Origin of the sequence: Intestinibacillus massiliensis (assembly GCF_900155735.1) — a bacterium.
GTDB classification, from domain to species: domain Bacteria; phylum Bacillota; class Clostridia; order Oscillospirales; family Butyricicoccaceae; genus Intestinibacillus; species Intestinibacillus massiliensis.
The window spans coordinates 69,589-84,693 of record NZ_LT707055.1; the positions used below are offsets into that span (position 1 = coordinate 69,589).

Consider the following 15,105-nt stretch of genomic DNA (forward strand, 5'->3'; position numbering starts at 1 on the left):
GGCGGGCGGCAGCAGGCGCATGCTGAGGGCGGCCAGGCCGATCGACACGCCGGCCTGCGGGATGAGCGCAAGGCCGAGCCAGTTGCGCGTGCTGGCCGGGGATTTGCAGAGCGCGCAGCCCGAGAACGCGCCGATGTATTTTCCCAGGATGCGCAGGAAGAAGTAGCTCACGCCGATGACGCCCGCGGTTTTCAGCGCCGGGATATTGAGCTTCATGCCGGACAGGACGAAGAACAGCAGCAGGACGGGCGGCGCGAACCGGCTGACCTGCTTGAACAGCGCCTTGTTGCCGGACAGGTTGATATAGGCCGCGCCCATGGCCATGCAGGCCAGCAGCGGCGAGATGTCGAACGCCGAGCACAGGCCGGTCAGCGCGAGCAGGAAGGCGGTCGACAGGGCGAGCTTATGGTCGGGCGAGCGCTTTTCGTTGATCAGGCGGTTGAGGATAAACGCCATGCCGATGCCGAGCAGGACGGCTGCGATATTGAGCAGCACCGGGGTTACGACGACCATGGGGTCGAACGCGCCGCCCGCCTCGATGGCCTGCAGCACAGCGGTACACACCGAGAACGCGATCAGCGCGACCGCATCATCCAGGGCGACGACCTCCAGGATGGTATCGACAAACTCGCCGTGCGCATGGTACTGCCGGATCGTCATGATGGTGGAGGCGGGCGCCGTGGCGCAGCCGACCGCGCCGATCAGCAGGGAGAAGGGCACCGGCAGGCGGAAGATAAAGATCATGGACAGCGTGACGACCGCCATGGCCACGAGCGATTCAAACAGCGTGATGACCACGGTTTTGCTACCGTTGCGGCGCAGGGTGGAGAACTTGAAGTATTTGCCCGCTTCAAAGGCGATGAAGGACAGCGCCATATCCGTGACGAAATCCATGCCGGTCACGATATCCGGCGGGATGGCGCCCAGCAGGTAGGGGCCGATCAGGATGCCCGCGAGCAGGTAGCCCGTTACATTGGGGAGGTGGAGCTTCTTGGTCAGCCGGGTCACCAGGAAACCGGCAAACAGCATAATGGACAGGCTCAGGATGACCTGGGAAGCCAAGTGCTTCTGGGAAATCAGGCCGAACAACATGAAAATCCCTCCCTTTCACAAACGCGCGCCCTAAAGTGTAAGGCGTATGTAAAACAAATGTAAAGTTTATGTAAAGTGGTATGATACTTATTATATGTCCGCGGTTTCACAAAGTCAATGACGCAAAAAGCCCGGCTGCATTTGCAGCCGGGCTTTTTTAGTAAGATCGGGGTTTTGTTACTTGTAAAGGTCGGGCTTTTCGATGGTTTCGACCTTGAGGAACGCGCCGGTGCCGCGGGAGCGGTTGAGCGTGTCGGCCGTGACGCAGGCGACGTAGCCGTCCCACGAGGAGGGGCCGGTGAGCTTGCCGGCGGTGACCGCCTTGACCCATTCCTGGAACTCGATGTCGTAGGCCTCGATGAAGCGGTCCTTCCAGTCGGTCAGGATCGGGAAGGAACGGGACGCGTCCGAGCGGGTGACGACGGCCGCGGGGTCGGGCAGGTTGACGGTGCCGTTCTCGCACACGACCTGGCACTGGATATCGTAGCCGTAGCAGTCCGCGACCTGTACCTCGACGTCGATGCGGACGCCGGACTTGGTCTCGAGCAGGACGATCTGCGGGTTGTCATAGCCCTTGCTGTTGGCGCTCTGGCGCACCTTGAGCACCTGCGCGCTCTCGTACTCCTCGCCGGTCAGCCAGCGGCAGATATCAAGCTCGTGGATGGCGACGTTCGTCACGCCCATCTCGGTCTGGAAGCCGGCGGGCTGGGAAACGTTGCGGTGGCAGGCGTGGATCATGAGCGGCGCGCCGAGCTTGCCGCTGTCGATCAGCTCCTTCATCGCGACGTAGCCGCGGTCGAAGCGGCGCATAAAGCCGACCTGCACCAGGCGCTTGCCGGCCTTGAGCTCCTCGGCGATGATCTTTTCGCAATCCGCCGCAGTCTGCGCGAGCGGCTTTTCACAGAATACATATTTCTTGGCCTTGAGGCATTCCAGCACATAGCCCGCATGGGAAGGGTCGGAAGAGGTGATGACAACCGCTTCCACCTCGGGCGCGGCGACCAGCTCCTCGCCGGTGGCGTAAGCCTTGATGCCGTACTGCGCGGCGACCTTTTCCGCCGCTTCCGGGAAATAATCGGCTACCGCGACAACTTCTGCGCCCGGGACCAGGTCGGTCAGGCGGCGGACATGCTCGCGGCCGATCGCGCCGCAGCCAATAACGCCAATCTTCAGAGACATAGTAAATCCTCCCTTGAATTTTCATCGGGCCGCGCCGGGGCGGCGCAAAACCCCTACTTCCTCGCCTTTTATTATATAAGTGCGCCGTTTTGAAAACATGCGGATTCTTGCGATTTTAAAGGGGCGGCTGCCAAAGTTTGCAAGCGGAATTTGTCCATTATTTCAAGAACAAGCGTTCTAAAATATTCTTGACAGAACAATTGTTCTAAACTATTATAGGATTTATGGGATGCAAGGCAATACGACAGAAGGGGGGATGCGGACTGGAAGCATCGGAAACGGCGCGGGACGGCCTGCGCCATATCACGGAAACCTGCATCGCGCGGCTCGAAACGGCGCTTCGCGACGAGGTGCTCGGCGTGCGCGACCTGCTTGCGGCCGGGAAGGAAATACGCGCCCTGCGCGAGGCGCTGGACGGGCTGTACCCGGCGCAGGAATTCCGCCTGGTGCTGGAAGTCGAGGGGGCATGAGGCTGCATGTCACGCGGCGGCAATACGAATTCCTCCGTTCCGGGGCCGACGAAACGCTGTTCGGCGGCGCGGCGGGCGGCGGCAAAAGCTGGGCGCAGCTCATTGACGCGCTGCTCTACGCGCTGCGGTTCTGCGGCTCGCACCAGCTCATCCTGCGGCGCACGCTGCCCGAACTCGAGCGCTCGCTGATCCGCGTCAGCCTGGGGATTTATCCACAGGCTGTGGGAAACTACCAGGCCAGCTACCACCGGTGGCGGTTTTCCAACGGCTCGGAGATCGAGTTCGGGAGCTGCCAGGCGGAGGCCGATGTGACGCGCTACCAGTCAGCGGAGTACGACGTGATCCGCTTTGACGAGCTGACGCATTTTACAAAGTACCAGTTCACCTACCTGCTCAGCCGGGTGCGCGGCGCGAACGGGTACCCGAAGCAGGTGAAAAGCACGGCGAACCCGGGCGGCGTCGGCCACGACTGGGTGAAACGGCGGTATATCGACTGCCTCACGCCCGGCGAGGCCAAGGAATGCGGCGGGGGCACCCGGCTATTCCTGCCCGCGCGTGTGCAGGACAACCCGTTCCTGCTGCGGAAGGACGCGGGCTATGTCAGGCGGCTGGGGCAGCTTGACGGCAACAGCCGCCGCGCGCTACTGGAAGGCGACTGGGACCTGGCCGGCGGGCGGTATTTCCCGGAGTTTTCCCGGGAAATGCACGTGTGCGCGCCGTTCCCGGTGCCCGGGGGCTGGGAGCGGGCGCTTTCGATCGACTATGGGCTGGATATGCTGGCGGCGCTCTGGATCGCGCGCGACCCGGCGGGCAACGCCTATGTGTACCGGGAGCGGTACGAAAGCGGCCTGATCGTATCGGACGCGGCGGCGTGTATCCGCGAAGCGGAGGAGCCGGGCGAAACCATTGCCCGCCGCTTTGCGCCCCCCGACCTGTGGGGGCGGCGGCAGGAGACCGGGCGCACGGCCGCGGGCATTTTGGAGGGGCAGGGGCTGTATTTTGAAAAGGGAGACAACCGCCGCGTGGCGGGCTGGCTCGCCGTCAAGGAATACCTGCGGGCGCGGGAGGGCGGCAACGGCGTCCCGTCCCCGCGGCTGCGCATTTTCAGCACATGCCCCAACCTGATCCGCACGCTCGGCGCGCTGCAATGCGACGCGCGCAACCCGAACGACGCGGCAAACACGCCCCATGAACTGACCCACGCCCCGGACGCGCTGCGCGGCTACTGCGCAAGCATCGGGGAATGCGGGGGGCTCCCACGGGCGGGCGCGTACGACGAGGAGGTCGGCGCGTTCTTAAGCTACTGAAAGGAAGGGGAATATGGAGGTTTTACTCTATCTGTTCAGCGCGGTCGCGCTCGTCGTGACGGGCGCGGTGGTATCGGGCGGGCTTGCGCTGCCGCAGGCGCGACGGACGCGCGGGGAAGCGCGGGAAACGCCGCCGGAGGACGAACTGGGGCGCGATTTGGCGGCGCTGCTCGGCTACCAGGCCGGCGGCGCGCGCCGGGAAATGGGGGATGAGGATTGAACGGGGGGATGACGCCCGCCGCCGTCTGGCGGGAATACGGGCACGGGCAGGACTATAAGCACCGGATCGGCCTTTACGAGCAGGTGCGGCGCAACGAGGATTTTTTCCTCGGGCGGCAGTGGGAGGGGCTGCGCGTGAAATCGCTCGACCCGCTGATCTTCAATGTGCTACGGCGCTGCGTCAACCTGTTCGTGTCCATGCTGGTATCGGACGACGTGGCGGTCGAGGCGCGCCCGTTCGACGGGGACGAGCGGACGGCGCGCGTGCTCGGCAAGGCCTTCGAGGGCGCGATCGAGCGCAGCCGGGTCAAGGTGCTGGGGCGGCAGCTGCTGCGCAACGCCTGCGTGGACGGCGACGGCTGCTACTACATCCACTTCGACCCGCACATGGAATCCGGCCAGGCGGTGCGCGGCGACATCGCGGTCGAGCTGATCGACAATACGGACATTTATTTCGGCAACCCGGCCTGCGACGAGGTGCAGCGCCAGCCCTACCTGATCCTCGCGATGCGGCGGCAGGTGGAGGACGTCAAGTGCGAGGCGCTGCGGCGCAAGCGCCCGGCGGAGGATATCAACGCCATCGTGCCGGACGGGGAGGGCGCGGGGCAGGATGAGGCGGACGGGGATGGCCGCCGCTGCACCGTGCTGCTGCGCATGTGGAAGGCCGCGGACGGCATGCATTTCCTCAAAACCACGCGCGGGGCGGTGGTCATGCCGGAAACCGTGCTGCCGTACCGGCTGTACCCGGTGGCGTACATGAGCTGGAACCGGGTGAAAAACTCGTGCCACGGCGTGTCGCCCGTGACCGAGGCGATCCCGAACCAGGTCGCCATTAACAAGCTGTACTCGATGTACGTGCAGTGCGTCAAGCAGGTGGCCTTCCCCAAGATCATCTACGACATGACGCGCTTCCCGGACGGCTATTCCAACGACGTGGGCAAGGCGGTCGGCATGCGCGGCAACCCGAACGAGGCCGTGCTGGCCGCCTTCCGCGCGCCCGACATCTCCGGGCAGGTGATGGGCGTGCTCAAGCAGATGATGCGCGACACGATGGAGCTGATGGGCGCGTCCGACGCGGCGCTCGGCAACGTGGCTCCGACCAACACCTCGGCCATCGTCGCGGTGCAAAAGGCGACCGCCGCGCCCATGGAACTGACGCGCATGGAGTTTTACCGCTTTATCGAGGACTGGGCGCGCATCTTCCTCGACCTGATGGGCGCGCACTACGGCGTTCGCAGCTACGTGCTGACGGACGGGGACGGCGCGGAGGTGCGCACGGAATTTGATTTTTCAACGATTGCGGGCAGGGATATGATGCTGAACGTCGACGTCGGCGCGGCGAGCTACTGGTCGGAAACGATGCAGACGGTGACAAATGACCATTTGCTGGAAAGCGGCGTGATCACCGACCCGCTGCTCTATCTGGAAAACATCCCCGACAGCCAGGTGCGCGGCAAGCGCGGCCTGCTGCGCGCCCTGCGCGGGCAGAAAAACAGCAACACGGAAAAGGAGAAGGCATATGACGGAAATACAGGAACCAATCTTTGAGGAACAGCCGGCGGCCCCCGCGGAAGCGCCGGGGTACGAGGTCGAGGTGGACGGCGAAACGCTGCGCCTGACCCTGCCGCAGCTCATCGAGGCGGCGCAGGCGGGCCTGTCCAAGCGCTGCCAGGAGGTCAGGCGGGGCGGCGCGGCGCGCGCGGTGCCGAACGGGGAACAGTACGCCGCGTTTTTGCAGGAGTACCCGGACGTGCGGCCGTCCGACATCCCGCAGGCGGTGTGGCAGCTTGCCGCACAGGAAGGCAGCCTGCTCTCCGCCTACCGGAAATATGAAAACACGCTGCTGCGCGCCGAGCTGGAGACGCTGCGCAAGAACAACGACAACGCGGCGCGCGAGATCGGCCCCGCGGCCTCCGACGGCGAAAACCCGGCGGCAGACCCGGTCGTCCGGGCGCTGCTGGGCGCGTCCTGACGGCGTGGAATGATCATTAAATGTAATGAAACGGAGGAATATTACGAATGGCAATCAATTTAGCCACGAAATATGCGGATAAGATCGCGGAGGTGTTTACGCGCGCGTCCTTTGTCAAGGGCAGGACGGCGAATACCTTCGACCTGACGGGCGTCAAGACCCTCAAGGTCTATACGCCGGTCACGGTCGAGGAGACCGACTATGTGCGCGAGGGCATGAACCGCTACGGCACGCCGGCCGAAATGCAGGACACGGTGCAGGAGCTGCGCATGACCCAGGACAAGGCGTTTACGCTGACGATCGACAAGGGCAACAACCTCGACCAGAACCTGGCCAAGCGCGCCGCGGACATGCTGCGCTTACAGATCAACGAGAAATCCACCCCCGCGGCCGACGAAGTCAAACGTCGTGTCGCTGATCGCAAACGGCGCGCAGGCGCTGGACGACGGCCTGGCGCCCGACAGTGACCGCTATATCTATATGACGAGCGCCCTCTATAAGCTTTTGTGCACCTCGGACGAGTTTACCGGCGTGCCCGCGCTGGGTGAGAAGGCGCTCGGCAAGGGCGTGGTGGGCGAAATCTTCGGGATGCAGGTGGTGCGCGTGCCGCAGAGCTATATGCCCGCGGACTGTTACTTCCTGATCACGCACAAGGACGCGGTGCTGCTGCCCTACAAGATTTCCGACGCCAAGGTGCATAACGACCCGGTCGGCGTGTCGGGCGCGCTCATCGAGGGGCGCCACTATTACGATGCGTTTGTGCTCGGCGCAAAGTGCGCGGGCGTGTATGCGCTCGTCGCCGCGGGCAAGGTGACGGCGGCGCCCACGGCCGTCCTGGCGGACGGCGCGGCCACGCTTTCCTGTACGGACAGCGGCGCGGTGATCCGCTACACGCTGGACGGTTCCGACCCGCGCTATTCCGACAGCGCGAAGGACTACACCGGCGCGGTCACGGTGGGGGCGGGCGACAGCCTGCGCGCCTTCGCCGCCTGCGGGGGCAAGTACCCGTCCGCCGTGGCGGACCTGTAATACGCAAAAGGAGGAGAGGACAATGACCGGAACCGAATGCTACCGCGCGGCGCTGGCGCTGCTGGCCGAGACGACGGACAGCGCGGGCTATTATGAAACGTTCGCCCTGTACGGCGTCAACCAGCTGCTCGCCAACTGCTTTCGCGAAAACAACGCGCTGCGCGAGCGGGCGGGGCAGGAGCCGTTTGCCAAGCCGCCGCGGATAGAGGCGCTGGACGCGGCGCTGCCTGTGGACGAGGCCATGGCGGCGGAGTGCTTCCCGTACGGGCTGGCGGCGCTGCTCGTCTGCGAGGACGACAAGGACAAATTCAACTGGTGCGCCGCGGAGTTCGCCGCGCGGCTCGCGCGCCACTGCCCGGCGGCCTTCCTGCCGGTCGAGGAGATGTACTGATGCGGGCCTACCGCTTCCCGCAGGCGGACCCCGTGCACGAGGCCACGGTATCGCGGTTCGGCGGCGTGGATTTTGAGACGCACCCGGCCAAGGTCGACCTGTCGCACAGCCCGGATATGAAAAATATGCTGGCCGGGGAAACGCATTTCCTTGTCAAGCGGCCGGGCTATCGGCGCGTGTGCAAGCTGGGCGCGCCGGTTTACGGGCTGTTCGCCCTGCCGGGCAGCGGGGAAGGGGCGCTGCTGCACTGCGGCACGTCCTTTTACCGGCTGTCGCCGGACGGCACGGCCGTAAAGCTGCGGGACGGCGCGGCGGCGGCCTTTTCCTCCTCGTTCCTCATGGGCGGGCGGCTGTTCCTGCTCGACGGCGCGACCTACTGGGCGGTGCGGAAGGGCGCGGGCGGCTGGGCGGTCTCCCCGGTGGCGGAGGAGGCCTTCGTACCGACGACCACGATCTCCGCGCCGCCCGCGGGCGGGGGCGTAAGCTTCGAGCCGGTCAACCTGCTGACCCCAAAGCGCATCAACACCTTTATCGGCAACGGTTCGGCCACGCAGTTCTACCTGGACGCAAAGGATATCGACGGCGGCGACGTGACGGCGGCCGTAAACGGCGCGGCGGTGGCGGTCTCCTCGGTCAACCGCGCGACCGGCGTGGTGACGCTGGCCGCCGCCCCGCCGAACGGCAACGGGCTGGCGAACGTAACCGTTACCTTCCGCAAAACCGTGGCCGGCCATGCGGACAAGATCAATAAATGCCGCTTCGCCGGGCTGTACGGCGGCAAAAACGACACGCGCGTGTTCCTGTCCGGCAACCCGGACGAGCCTGCATGCGACTGGCAGTCCGGCCTGTACGACCCCACGTATTTCCCGGACAATGGGTATACGTGCATCGGCACGGACGCCGCCGCGGTGATGGGTTACGTCAAGCAGTTCGAGAGCCAGGTCGTCATCAAGCAGGGCGGCGCGCAGGAGGCGACGCAGTACCTGCGCGCCTACCTGATGGCCGACGACGGCACGGCGCTATACCCGCTCAAGCAGGGGGCGCAGGGCGCGGGGGCGGCGTCCACCCGCTGCTTCGGCAACCTGGGCGACCTGCCGCTGTTCCTGTCGCGCGAGGGCGTGATGGCGGTGTGCGGCACGGGCGTGGCGGAACAGCGCACCATCCGCGCGGCGGGACGGCCGGTCGCCCCCAGGCTGGCCGCCTGCGCTGGGCTGGAGTCCGCCTGCGCCGTAGCCTTCGGCGACCGGTACTACCTGGCTGTGGACGGCTGCTGCTATGTGGCGGACGGCCGCATGGCCCGGGAGGACGGCATGCCGGAATGGTATTTCTGGGACAACATCCCGGCGCAGTGCCTGGCCGTGGTCGGCGGGGCGCTCTATTTCGGCACGGCGGACGGGCGGGTCTGCCGCTTTTGCAGCCCGGACGAGGAGGGCGCCTATTTTGACGACGGGGCGGCGATCGACGCCTATTGGCGCACGCCGGTGCTGGATCTCGGGGACTGGACGCATTACAAGGGGCTGCGCGACTTCTATCCGGTGCTGATGCCCTACCCGCGCTCGGGCGCGGCGGTATCCTATGATGCGGACGGCACGGAAACCGTGGCCTTATCGCGCAACCTCGACCTGTTCAGCTTCCGGACGTTTGATTTTTCGCGCCTGAGCTTCCGGTGCAGGCCGGGCGCGGTCCCGTTCCGCACAAGGCGGCGGCTGCGCCGCGTGCGCACGGTGCAGCTCCGCGTGCGCAACGACCGCCCCGGCGAACCGTTCGGCCTGCTCGCGCTCGCTGTGCGGTGGACGCGGGGGCAGGATGTGAAGTGACAGTGCAAGGCGGCGTATCCAAACCGGCGCGCATGCCGCCGGTTTGGATACGCCCCGGCCGGGGGGCAGGCTTCCCCGNACGGGTACCCGACGCTGGAAACGCGGCAATATCAGGCCAATTTGAGCCAGGCGGCGGCGCAGCAGGCGCAAGAAAGTGATAGAAGCGCGTATGAGGATGCGATGGCGCGCTGGAACACTTATGGGTATGTCTTGCCCGCGGACGCGGCGGTGCTCGGCGTGCCCGCGGGCACGGGCACTTCCGACCAGCGCTACCGCGACGCGCAGACACGCCTTGCGCAAATGCGGCTGGTACGTTAGGCCAGCAGGTATCCAACATTTACCGAACATATGCTCAAATTTGAAAAATGCAAGTTGAAAAGGTAAAACTTGCAATCGCAAGAATTAGGGATTGACGCGGCGGCTTGTTTGGGAGTATAGTATATAAGGATAGGAACGGGGAAAAATCCCGGAAAACCCTGTTATTTTACTGGCCGGAGCCATCAAACCCGGTGTGTTTTTGCATCCCGGGGGGCCGGCGAAGAGGAGGAAAAACGGATGGATCGTCTACTTACAAAATTCACCTTTACCGACGAGCTGACCGACGTCATCGAGCACTGCAAAGGCGTTTCGGTTCCGACCAGCAAGGCTGAGCTCTATGAAATGGTCTTCGGCCCGGACAAGGCCGACAAATTCGACGTTGTTTTCGACGTAGAGGGCAAGGGCCCCGTGAAGGAGGCGGACGTCGTCCGCTGCAAAAACGGCGCGTCTGTCAACTACGTGGAAGATTATATGCGCCGCCGCGACCCGGACTGCATGCGCATCGCCGACGACAAGCCGACGGACAAGCCGCGCTTTGAGGATGTTTACGGCTATCCCTTTGCCGACCTGCGCCACGAGACCATGGAATGGTTCAAGACGCAGGAGCTGATCCTGATGCCCTTCAATTCGGGCGGCAATATTTACGGTTACGGCTCGATGCTGGTCTGCCCGAAGCAGGCCGCGTTCTTCGCGTTCGCGCTCGCCCATCTGCAGGGCTTTGTAGACGCGCGCGAGACCCCGGGCTACAAGCCCCGCGCGATCGTCTATGTCGCGCCGCCGTTCCGCCACACGCACTTTAAGGGCCGCCAGGTCTGCGTCCACAACCGCCTGGACGACTGCCACGAGGTCTTTTCCTATAACCTGTATCCGGGACCGTCCGCCAAGAAGGGCGTTTACTCGGTGCTGCTCGACATCGGCGAGCAGGAGGGCTGGGTCACCGCGCACACTTCCGCGGGCCGCCTGGTCACCCCGTATGAAAACGAAATGGTCATCATGCACGAGGGCGCTTCCGGCGGCGGCAAGAGCGAAATGCTGCAGGATATTTCCCGTCAGCCCGACAGCCGCGTGCTGCTTTCCGTAAACACCGTCACCGGTGAGGAAACCTTCCTCAACATCGGGCAGACCTGCAAGATCGAGCCGGTGTGCGACGACATGGCGACCTGCTATCCCAAGATCCAGAACGACAGCGGCAAGCTGGTGCTGGTCGACGGCGAGGACGGCTGGTTCCTGCGCATGGACGGCGTGCTGCACTATGGCAGCGACCCGGTTTACGAGCGCATCTGCACCGAGCCGGACGAGCCGCTCTGCTTTTTCAATATGGAAGGCCACGCAGGCTCCACGCTGCTGATCTGGGAGCACACGCTCGATTCCAACGGCGAGCGCTGCCCGAACCCGCGCGCCATCGTACCGCGCTGGAAGGTGCCGAACATCGTCAAGGAGCCTGTCGAGGTCGACGTACGTTCTTTCGGCGTGCGTATGCCCCCCTCCACCCGTGACAACCCGAACTACGGCATTATGGGCATGATGCATATTATCCCGCCCGCACTCGCCTGGCTGTGGCGCCTGGTCGCGCCGCGCGGCTTCAAGAACCCGTCCATCGTGGGCGGCGGCGAGCTCAAGAGCGAGGGCGTCGGCTCCTACTGGCCGTTTGCCACAGGCAAGCGCGTCAAGCAGGCGAACCTGCTGCTCCAGCAGATCATGGCTTGCCCGAACACCCGCTACGTGCTGATCCCGAACCAGCACATCGGCGTTTATAAGGTCGGCTTCATGGCGGAGTGGATTTCCCGCGAGTACCTCGCGCGCCACGGCGGCGCGAAGATCCGCCGCGAGCATCTCGAGCCTGCGCGCTGCCCGCTGCTCGGCTATGCGATGAAGGATATGACCATCGACGGCCAGCGCATCCGCTCCAAGTACCTGCGCGTGGACACGCAGGACCGCGTCGGCACTGACGGCTATGATGCGGGCGCCAAGATCCTGACCGATTTCTTCCGCAAGGAGCTGGAGAAGTTCTACACCAGCGAGCTTGACCCGCTGGGCCGTCAGATCATCGAGTGCTTCATGAAGGGCGGCAAGCTGGAAGACTACGAGGCCCTGACCCCGATCGGCCTTTAAGCCCTAAAAAGCGTCTGAAAGTATAGGCAAAGGGAGCCATCCAAGCCGGATGGCTCCCTTTTTACGGGGCTGTGCAGAAGATAGGGGGGCATGATGGAATTTTATGAGGCCGCGGCGCGGCCGGAGGGGCTGATCCACGCGCTGTGCCGCGTTTGGGAGCGCTCCGTCCGCGCCACGCATACCTTCCTGGATGAAGCGGAGATCCGCAGGCTGTCCGCTTATGTCCCGGGCGCCCTGCGCGAAGTGCCGCTGCTCGTGGTGGCGCGGGATAGCCAGGGGGAGGCGGCCGGGTTTATGGGCATCGACGCGCCCCGGCTGGAGATGCTTTTCCTGGAACCCGGGCAGCGGGGCAAGGGGTACGGCAGGCGGCTGGTGCAGGCCGCGGCCAGCCGGTACGGGGTCACCGAGGTATGCGTCAACGAGCAGAACCCGCAGGCGCGCGGGTTTTATGAGCGGATGGGGTTCCGCGTTTACCACAGGAGCGCGTGCGACGGGCAGGGCGCCCCGTACCCGCTGCTGTACCTGCGCCTGCCAAAACCATGAGCCGCGCCCGCCGCGGGAAAAAAGAAGCCCTGCCTTGCGGCAGGGCTTCTTTGCGTTTAACGGTTGGAAACGATGACGGCCTGCGGGCTGTTCAGCCAGCCGACCTGCGCGCCGAGCGATTCCGCGATAAAGCGGACGGGTACGAGGGTGCGCGCGTTGCCGCTCGGGGCGGAAAGCTGCGCCGGGACGTCCAGCGCGACCTCCTTGCCGTCCACCAACGCGGCCTTGCTGCCGATGGTCACCTTGACCACGCTGTCCCCGCGGGCTATGGTTGCGGTCTGCGTCGGCTGGTCCCACGAGACCTCCGCGCCGATTTCCTCGAAGATGCCGCGCAGCGGGACGAGCGTGCGGCTGTCCACGATGCGGGGCGGGACGTCAAGCTCCAGCAGGCGGTTGTTCACGACCAGGCCGATGCCCGTGACGGTATCCGGGTAGCGGATGGCGGAAAAGCGCACGCTGCCGCTTTTGATCTCGTTGGTCAGCAACACTTCGCCGCTGTAATAGGCGAGCAGGTTATCCGCGGTGCCGGAAGGCGAGGTGCTGTCCAGCCGGAGCGCGGCCGCCGCGGCGTCAAAATCCGCCTGCGGCGTCAGCACCTTCATGATTGCGCCGCAGGCGGCGCCGTATTGCCCGGCCTGCGCGTCCGTGGCCTTGGACGTGTCGAGCGAGGCGTCGATGGCGGAAGGCTTGCCCTGCGCGCCGGATATTTTGACCGTCACCTGGCCGGCGCCATAGCCCATCGTGCAGGTGAAGCCGGCGTTTTCCTCTACCGGGGACGGCAGGGCGGGGAGCGCGGGCGCGCCGGACGCCGTGAGCGCGGCGCTCACATCGTCGTGCAGCTGCTCGGGGAATACGTTCCAGGAACCGCTGTAAGAATCTGCATAGGCCGCGGCGGCGCTTACGGTCAGCAGCGCGCCTGCGAGCAGCAGGGAACAAAGTCTTTTCATGGGGATCCTCCTTTTTTGGATGCTCTTATCATAGCACAGGGCGCGGCAAAGGACAAGGCCGCGCCCGCAAAATCGCCATCCCGGGAGCGCCCGCCTACTCGAGCGCCAGCACCATGCCGATGTGGGGGATGCCGTCCTCCAGGTATTCCGCCGTGCTTTGCCGGAAACCGGCCTTTTCATAGAACGCCCGCGCATAGGTTTGCGCCCCGATCCTGACCTTGCCCGCGTGCAGGCGCGTCCTGGCGACGCCGATCCCTGCGGCAAGTACCTGCGCGCCTAGCCCGCAGCCCCTCCTGCGGGCAATCACACGGCCGATCGCGGGCGCGTCGTCATAGGAAATGCCGGCGTCGGCCACACGCAGGTAGGCCTGGATGCCGTCCCCGTCCCGCAGGAACACATGGTAGCAGAACGGGTCCTTGCCGTCGATCTCCTGGTACGGGCAGCCCTGTTCCACAACAAAAACGCTGACGCGCAGCGCCAGGATTTCATAAAGCTCCTGCAAGGTAAGTTTATCAAACCGCTTGATGGTAAGTTCCATGGTGCGCCCTCCTAAATACGTTTGAAACCGGGGAACCGAAAACAGCGGCAGGAAAGCCTGCCGCCGTGGGGCGCCGCGTGACGGGCGCCGTTATGCCGTATATTTTTCCTTGACGAGCGACCGCGTCGCAATCACCAGGTTTGCCAGCAGGTAGACCGAGGCGGCGGCGAAGCACACATACCGCAGCATGGCTTCCGCGCCCAGCTCGACCGGGCTGCCGCCGAGCAGCCAGCACACCAGGTAGCCGCCCACGCAGGTGAACGAGAAGAACACGCCCACCGCGGCCGTGAACACGAACCGAGCCGGGTTGCTGGTCGAGTACAGGAAGCCCGCGATGGCGTAGAACGCGAACACCAGCGCGATCGCTGCGAACAGCTCGAACGCGTACAGGGAGACAAACGGGCTCGCGCCGTTGTCCTTGAAGGTGATGATCAGGTCGAAACACGCCCAGAACATCGGGATGATGGTGAAGAACGCGCCGCCCTCGTTGATGGAGCCGCGCGACTGCGCCGAGGCCGTCATGATAAAGGACACCATGGTCAGGATGGCGAGCAGCCACAGCGGGACGAGCGGGATAAAGTCCAGCAGCTGCTTGCCCTCCGACGAGAAGCCCGACTGGATGCCGCCCGTCACCAGGGTGAACAGGCCGGCCGCGCCCGCGACGCCCATTGCCAGGCCGGTGACGGCCGCAAGCATCTTGTACCCGGTCGTGCGGCAGCCGAAAGTGCGCTCAAAGGAAACGCCGCGCTGGGGCGCGAACGCGCGCGACCACGCCAGCATGCCGATGGCCACCACAACCGAGAGGGCGATCAGCAGGATCTGGGGCAGGTTGCCCGGGATGGGCAGGCAGGTGCCCTCCTCGTAGCCCGTATGCAGGTTCAGGCCGCGCAGGACGGCCCCTAAAACACCGGCAGCCGCCGCTGCCAGCGGGATCATTCGTTTTGCATGCATATGCAGTTATCCTCCCGTCAAAGGCCGCCGTACAGGCCGCCCGGAATTGCCGTATACTTCAGTATACCACACGTATGCGCCTGAAAAAAGGGGCGGATGCAAAAAACCCGCCGTTTTTTCTACTGAAAACGGCGGGGCTCTTAATTTGGCTTTTTTTGCGGGTTTTTGCCCCTCGGCCGGCGGGGGGGGGGGTTTTTTTTACAACTTGTGTTGTTTAGTG

The 15,105-nt window shown here is 64.6% G+C and carries 17 protein-coding genes; 12 read left to right on the forward strand and 5 right to left on the reverse strand.

Annotation, left to right across the window (positions count from 1 at the left end; all coding sequences use genetic code 11):
* Both CZ203_RS04905 and CZ203_RS04910 read right to left on the reverse strand, forming a co-directional pair.
* On the reverse strand, positions 1–1,092 hold a 1,092-nt coding region (locus CZ203_RS04905; protein WP_087065053.1), incomplete at its 3' end, for a cation:proton antiporter.
* 177 nt (positions 1,093–1,269) lie between these two features.
* The gene (locus tag CZ203_RS04910) at positions 1,270–2,271 is read right to left on the reverse strand and encodes a Gfo/Idh/MocA family protein (RefSeq protein ID WP_087065054.1); all 1,002 of its coding nucleotides are present in this window, start codon (positions 2,269–2,271) and stop codon (positions 1,270–1,272) included.
* Positions 2,272–2,495: 224 nt separating this feature from the next.
* Here CZ203_RS04910 and CZ203_RS14550 point away from each other — a divergent pair, with 224 nt between their 5' ends.
* The 12 genes from CZ203_RS14550 (at position 2,496) to CZ203_RS04960 (ending at position 12,449) form a co-directional block, all read left to right on the forward strand.
* Complete coding sequence (locus CZ203_RS14550; protein ID WP_159456368.1) at positions 2,496–2,741, forward strand: hypothetical protein; 246 nt, start codon at positions 2,496–2,498, stop codon at positions 2,739–2,741.
* Positions 2,738–4,048, forward strand: a complete 1,311-nt coding sequence (locus CZ203_RS04915) for a phage terminase large subunit (protein WP_159456369.1) — start codon at positions 2,738–2,740, stop codon at positions 4,046–4,048. Before CZ203_RS14550 ends, CZ203_RS04915 begins: the two co-directional genes overlap by 4 nt.
* Positions 4,049–4,061: 13 nt before the next feature.
* Positions 4,062–4,268 carry a hypothetical protein gene (locus tag CZ203_RS04920; protein WP_087065056.1) on the forward strand — a complete coding sequence of 69 codons (207 nt, stop codon included), beginning with the start codon at positions 4,062–4,064 and terminating at the stop codon, positions 4,266–4,268.
* Positions 4,265–5,815, forward strand: a complete 1,551-nt coding sequence (locus CZ203_RS04925; RefSeq protein WP_087065057.1) for a hypothetical protein — start codon at positions 4,265–4,267, stop codon at positions 5,813–5,815. Before CZ203_RS04920 ends, CZ203_RS04925 begins: the two co-directional genes overlap by 4 nt.
* Complete coding sequence (locus CZ203_RS04930) at positions 5,787–6,239, forward strand: hypothetical protein (RefSeq protein WP_087065058.1); 453 nt, start codon at positions 5,787–5,789, stop codon at positions 6,237–6,239. Before CZ203_RS04925 ends, CZ203_RS04930 begins: the two co-directional genes overlap by 29 nt.
* Before the next feature lie 47 nt (positions 6,240–6,286).
* Complete coding sequence (locus CZ203_RS04935) at positions 6,287–6,706, forward strand: hypothetical protein (protein WP_087065059.1); 420 nt, start codon at positions 6,287–6,289, stop codon at positions 6,704–6,706.
* On the forward strand, positions 6,648–7,268 hold the full coding sequence (locus CZ203_RS04940) for a chitobiase/beta-hexosaminidase C-terminal domain-containing protein (RefSeq protein WP_087065060.1): 621 nt from the start codon (positions 6,648–6,650) through the stop codon (positions 7,266–7,268). Before CZ203_RS04935 ends, CZ203_RS04940 begins: the two co-directional genes overlap by 59 nt.
* Before the next feature lie 22 nt (positions 7,269–7,290).
* Positions 7,291–7,659, forward strand: a complete 369-nt coding sequence (locus CZ203_RS04945) for a hypothetical protein (RefSeq protein ID WP_087065061.1) — start codon at positions 7,291–7,293, stop codon at positions 7,657–7,659.
* Positions 7,659–9,476 carry a hypothetical protein gene (locus CZ203_RS04950; RefSeq protein ID WP_087065062.1) on the forward strand — a complete coding sequence of 606 codons (1,818 nt, stop codon included), beginning with the start codon at positions 7,659–7,661 and terminating at the stop codon, positions 9,474–9,476. Before CZ203_RS04945 ends, CZ203_RS04950 begins: the two co-directional genes overlap by 1 nt.
* 180 nt (positions 9,477–9,656) lie before the next feature.
* Positions 9,657–9,794 carry a hypothetical protein gene (locus CZ203_RS14555; protein ID WP_159456370.1) on the forward strand — a complete coding sequence of 46 codons (138 nt, stop codon included), beginning with the start codon at positions 9,657–9,659 and terminating at the stop codon, positions 9,792–9,794.
* A gap of 237 nt (positions 9,795–10,031) precedes the next feature.
* A complete protein-coding gene (locus tag CZ203_RS04955) occupies positions 10,032–11,906 on the forward strand; it encodes a DUF4914 family protein (protein ID WP_087065063.1) in 1,875 nt (624 codons plus the stop codon).
* A gap of 90 nt (positions 11,907–11,996) precedes the next feature.
* On the forward strand, positions 11,997–12,449 hold the full coding sequence (locus CZ203_RS04960) for a GNAT family N-acetyltransferase (RefSeq protein WP_235847459.1): 453 nt from the start codon (positions 11,997–11,999) through the stop codon (positions 12,447–12,449).
* A 56-nt stretch (positions 12,450–12,505) separates the two neighbouring features.
* Here CZ203_RS04960 and CZ203_RS15100 read toward each other — a convergent pair whose 3' ends face one another.
* The 3 genes from CZ203_RS15100 to CZ203_RS04975 form a co-directional block, all read right to left on the reverse strand.
* The gene (locus CZ203_RS15100; RefSeq protein ID WP_235847460.1) at positions 12,506–13,396 is read right to left on the reverse strand and encodes a copper amine oxidase N-terminal domain-containing protein; all 891 of its coding nucleotides are present in this window, start codon (positions 13,394–13,396) and stop codon (positions 12,506–12,508) included.
* Between the two features lie 94 nt (positions 13,397–13,490).
* Positions 13,491–13,934, reverse strand: coding sequence for a GNAT family N-acetyltransferase (locus CZ203_RS04970; protein WP_087065065.1), 444 nt, complete (start codon positions 13,932–13,934; stop codon positions 13,491–13,493).
* Positions 13,935–14,024: 90 nt separating this feature from the next.
* Positions 14,025–14,885 carry a hypothetical protein gene (locus CZ203_RS04975; RefSeq protein ID WP_143436136.1) on the reverse strand — a complete coding sequence of 287 codons (861 nt, stop codon included), beginning with the start codon at positions 14,883–14,885 and terminating at the stop codon, positions 14,025–14,027.
* Between the last annotated feature and the right edge of the window lie 220 nt (positions 14,886–15,105).

Coding starts and splice junctions, on each gene's coding strand:
- CZ203_RS04970 (WP_087065065.1), bottom strand. CDS start 13,934: ATGGAACTTACCATCAAGCGGTTTGATAAACTTACCTTGCAGGAGCTT.
- CZ203_RS04975 (WP_143436136.1), bottom strand. CDS start 14,885: ATGCATGCAAAACGAATGATCCCGCTGGCAGCGGCGGCTGCCGGTGTT.
- CZ203_RS14555 (WP_159456370.1), top strand. CDS start 9,657: ATGGCGCGCTGGAACACTTATGGGTATGTCTTGCCCGCGGACGCGGCG.
- CZ203_RS14550 (WP_159456368.1), top strand. CDS start 2,496: ATGGGATGCAAGGCAATACGACAGAAGGGGGGATGCGGACTGGAAGCA.
- CZ203_RS04955 (WP_087065063.1), top strand. CDS start 10,032: ATGGATCGTCTACTTACAAAATTCACCTTTACCGACGAGCTGACCGAC.
- CZ203_RS04960 (WP_235847459.1), top strand. CDS start 11,997: ATGATGGAATTTTATGAGGCCGCGGCGCGGCCGGAGGGGCTGATCCAC.
- CZ203_RS04915 (WP_159456369.1), top strand. CDS start 2,738: ATGAGGCTGCATGTCACGCGGCGGCAATACGAATTCCTCCGTTCCGGG.
- CZ203_RS04945 (WP_087065061.1), top strand. CDS start 7,291: ATGACCGGAACCGAATGCTACCGCGCGGCGCTGGCGCTGCTGGCCGAG.
- CZ203_RS15100 (WP_235847460.1), bottom strand. CDS start 13,396: ATGAAAAGACTTTGTTCCCTGCTGCTCGCAGGCGCGCTGCTGACCGTA.
- CZ203_RS04935 (WP_087065059.1), top strand. CDS start 6,287: ATGGCAATCAATTTAGCCACGAAATATGCGGATAAGATCGCGGAGGTG.
- CZ203_RS04910 (WP_087065054.1), bottom strand. CDS start 2,271: ATGTCTCTGAAGATTGGCGTTATTGGCTGCGGCGCGATCGGCCGCGAG.
- CZ203_RS04950 (WP_087065062.1), top strand. CDS start 7,659: ATGCGGGCCTACCGCTTCCCGCAGGCGGACCCCGTGCACGAGGCCACG.
- CZ203_RS04920 (WP_087065056.1), top strand. CDS start 4,062: ATGGAGGTTTTACTCTATCTGTTCAGCGCGGTCGCGCTCGTCGTGACG.
- CZ203_RS04930 (WP_087065058.1), top strand. CDS start 5,787: ATGACGGAAATACAGGAACCAATCTTTGAGGAACAGCCGGCGGCCCCC.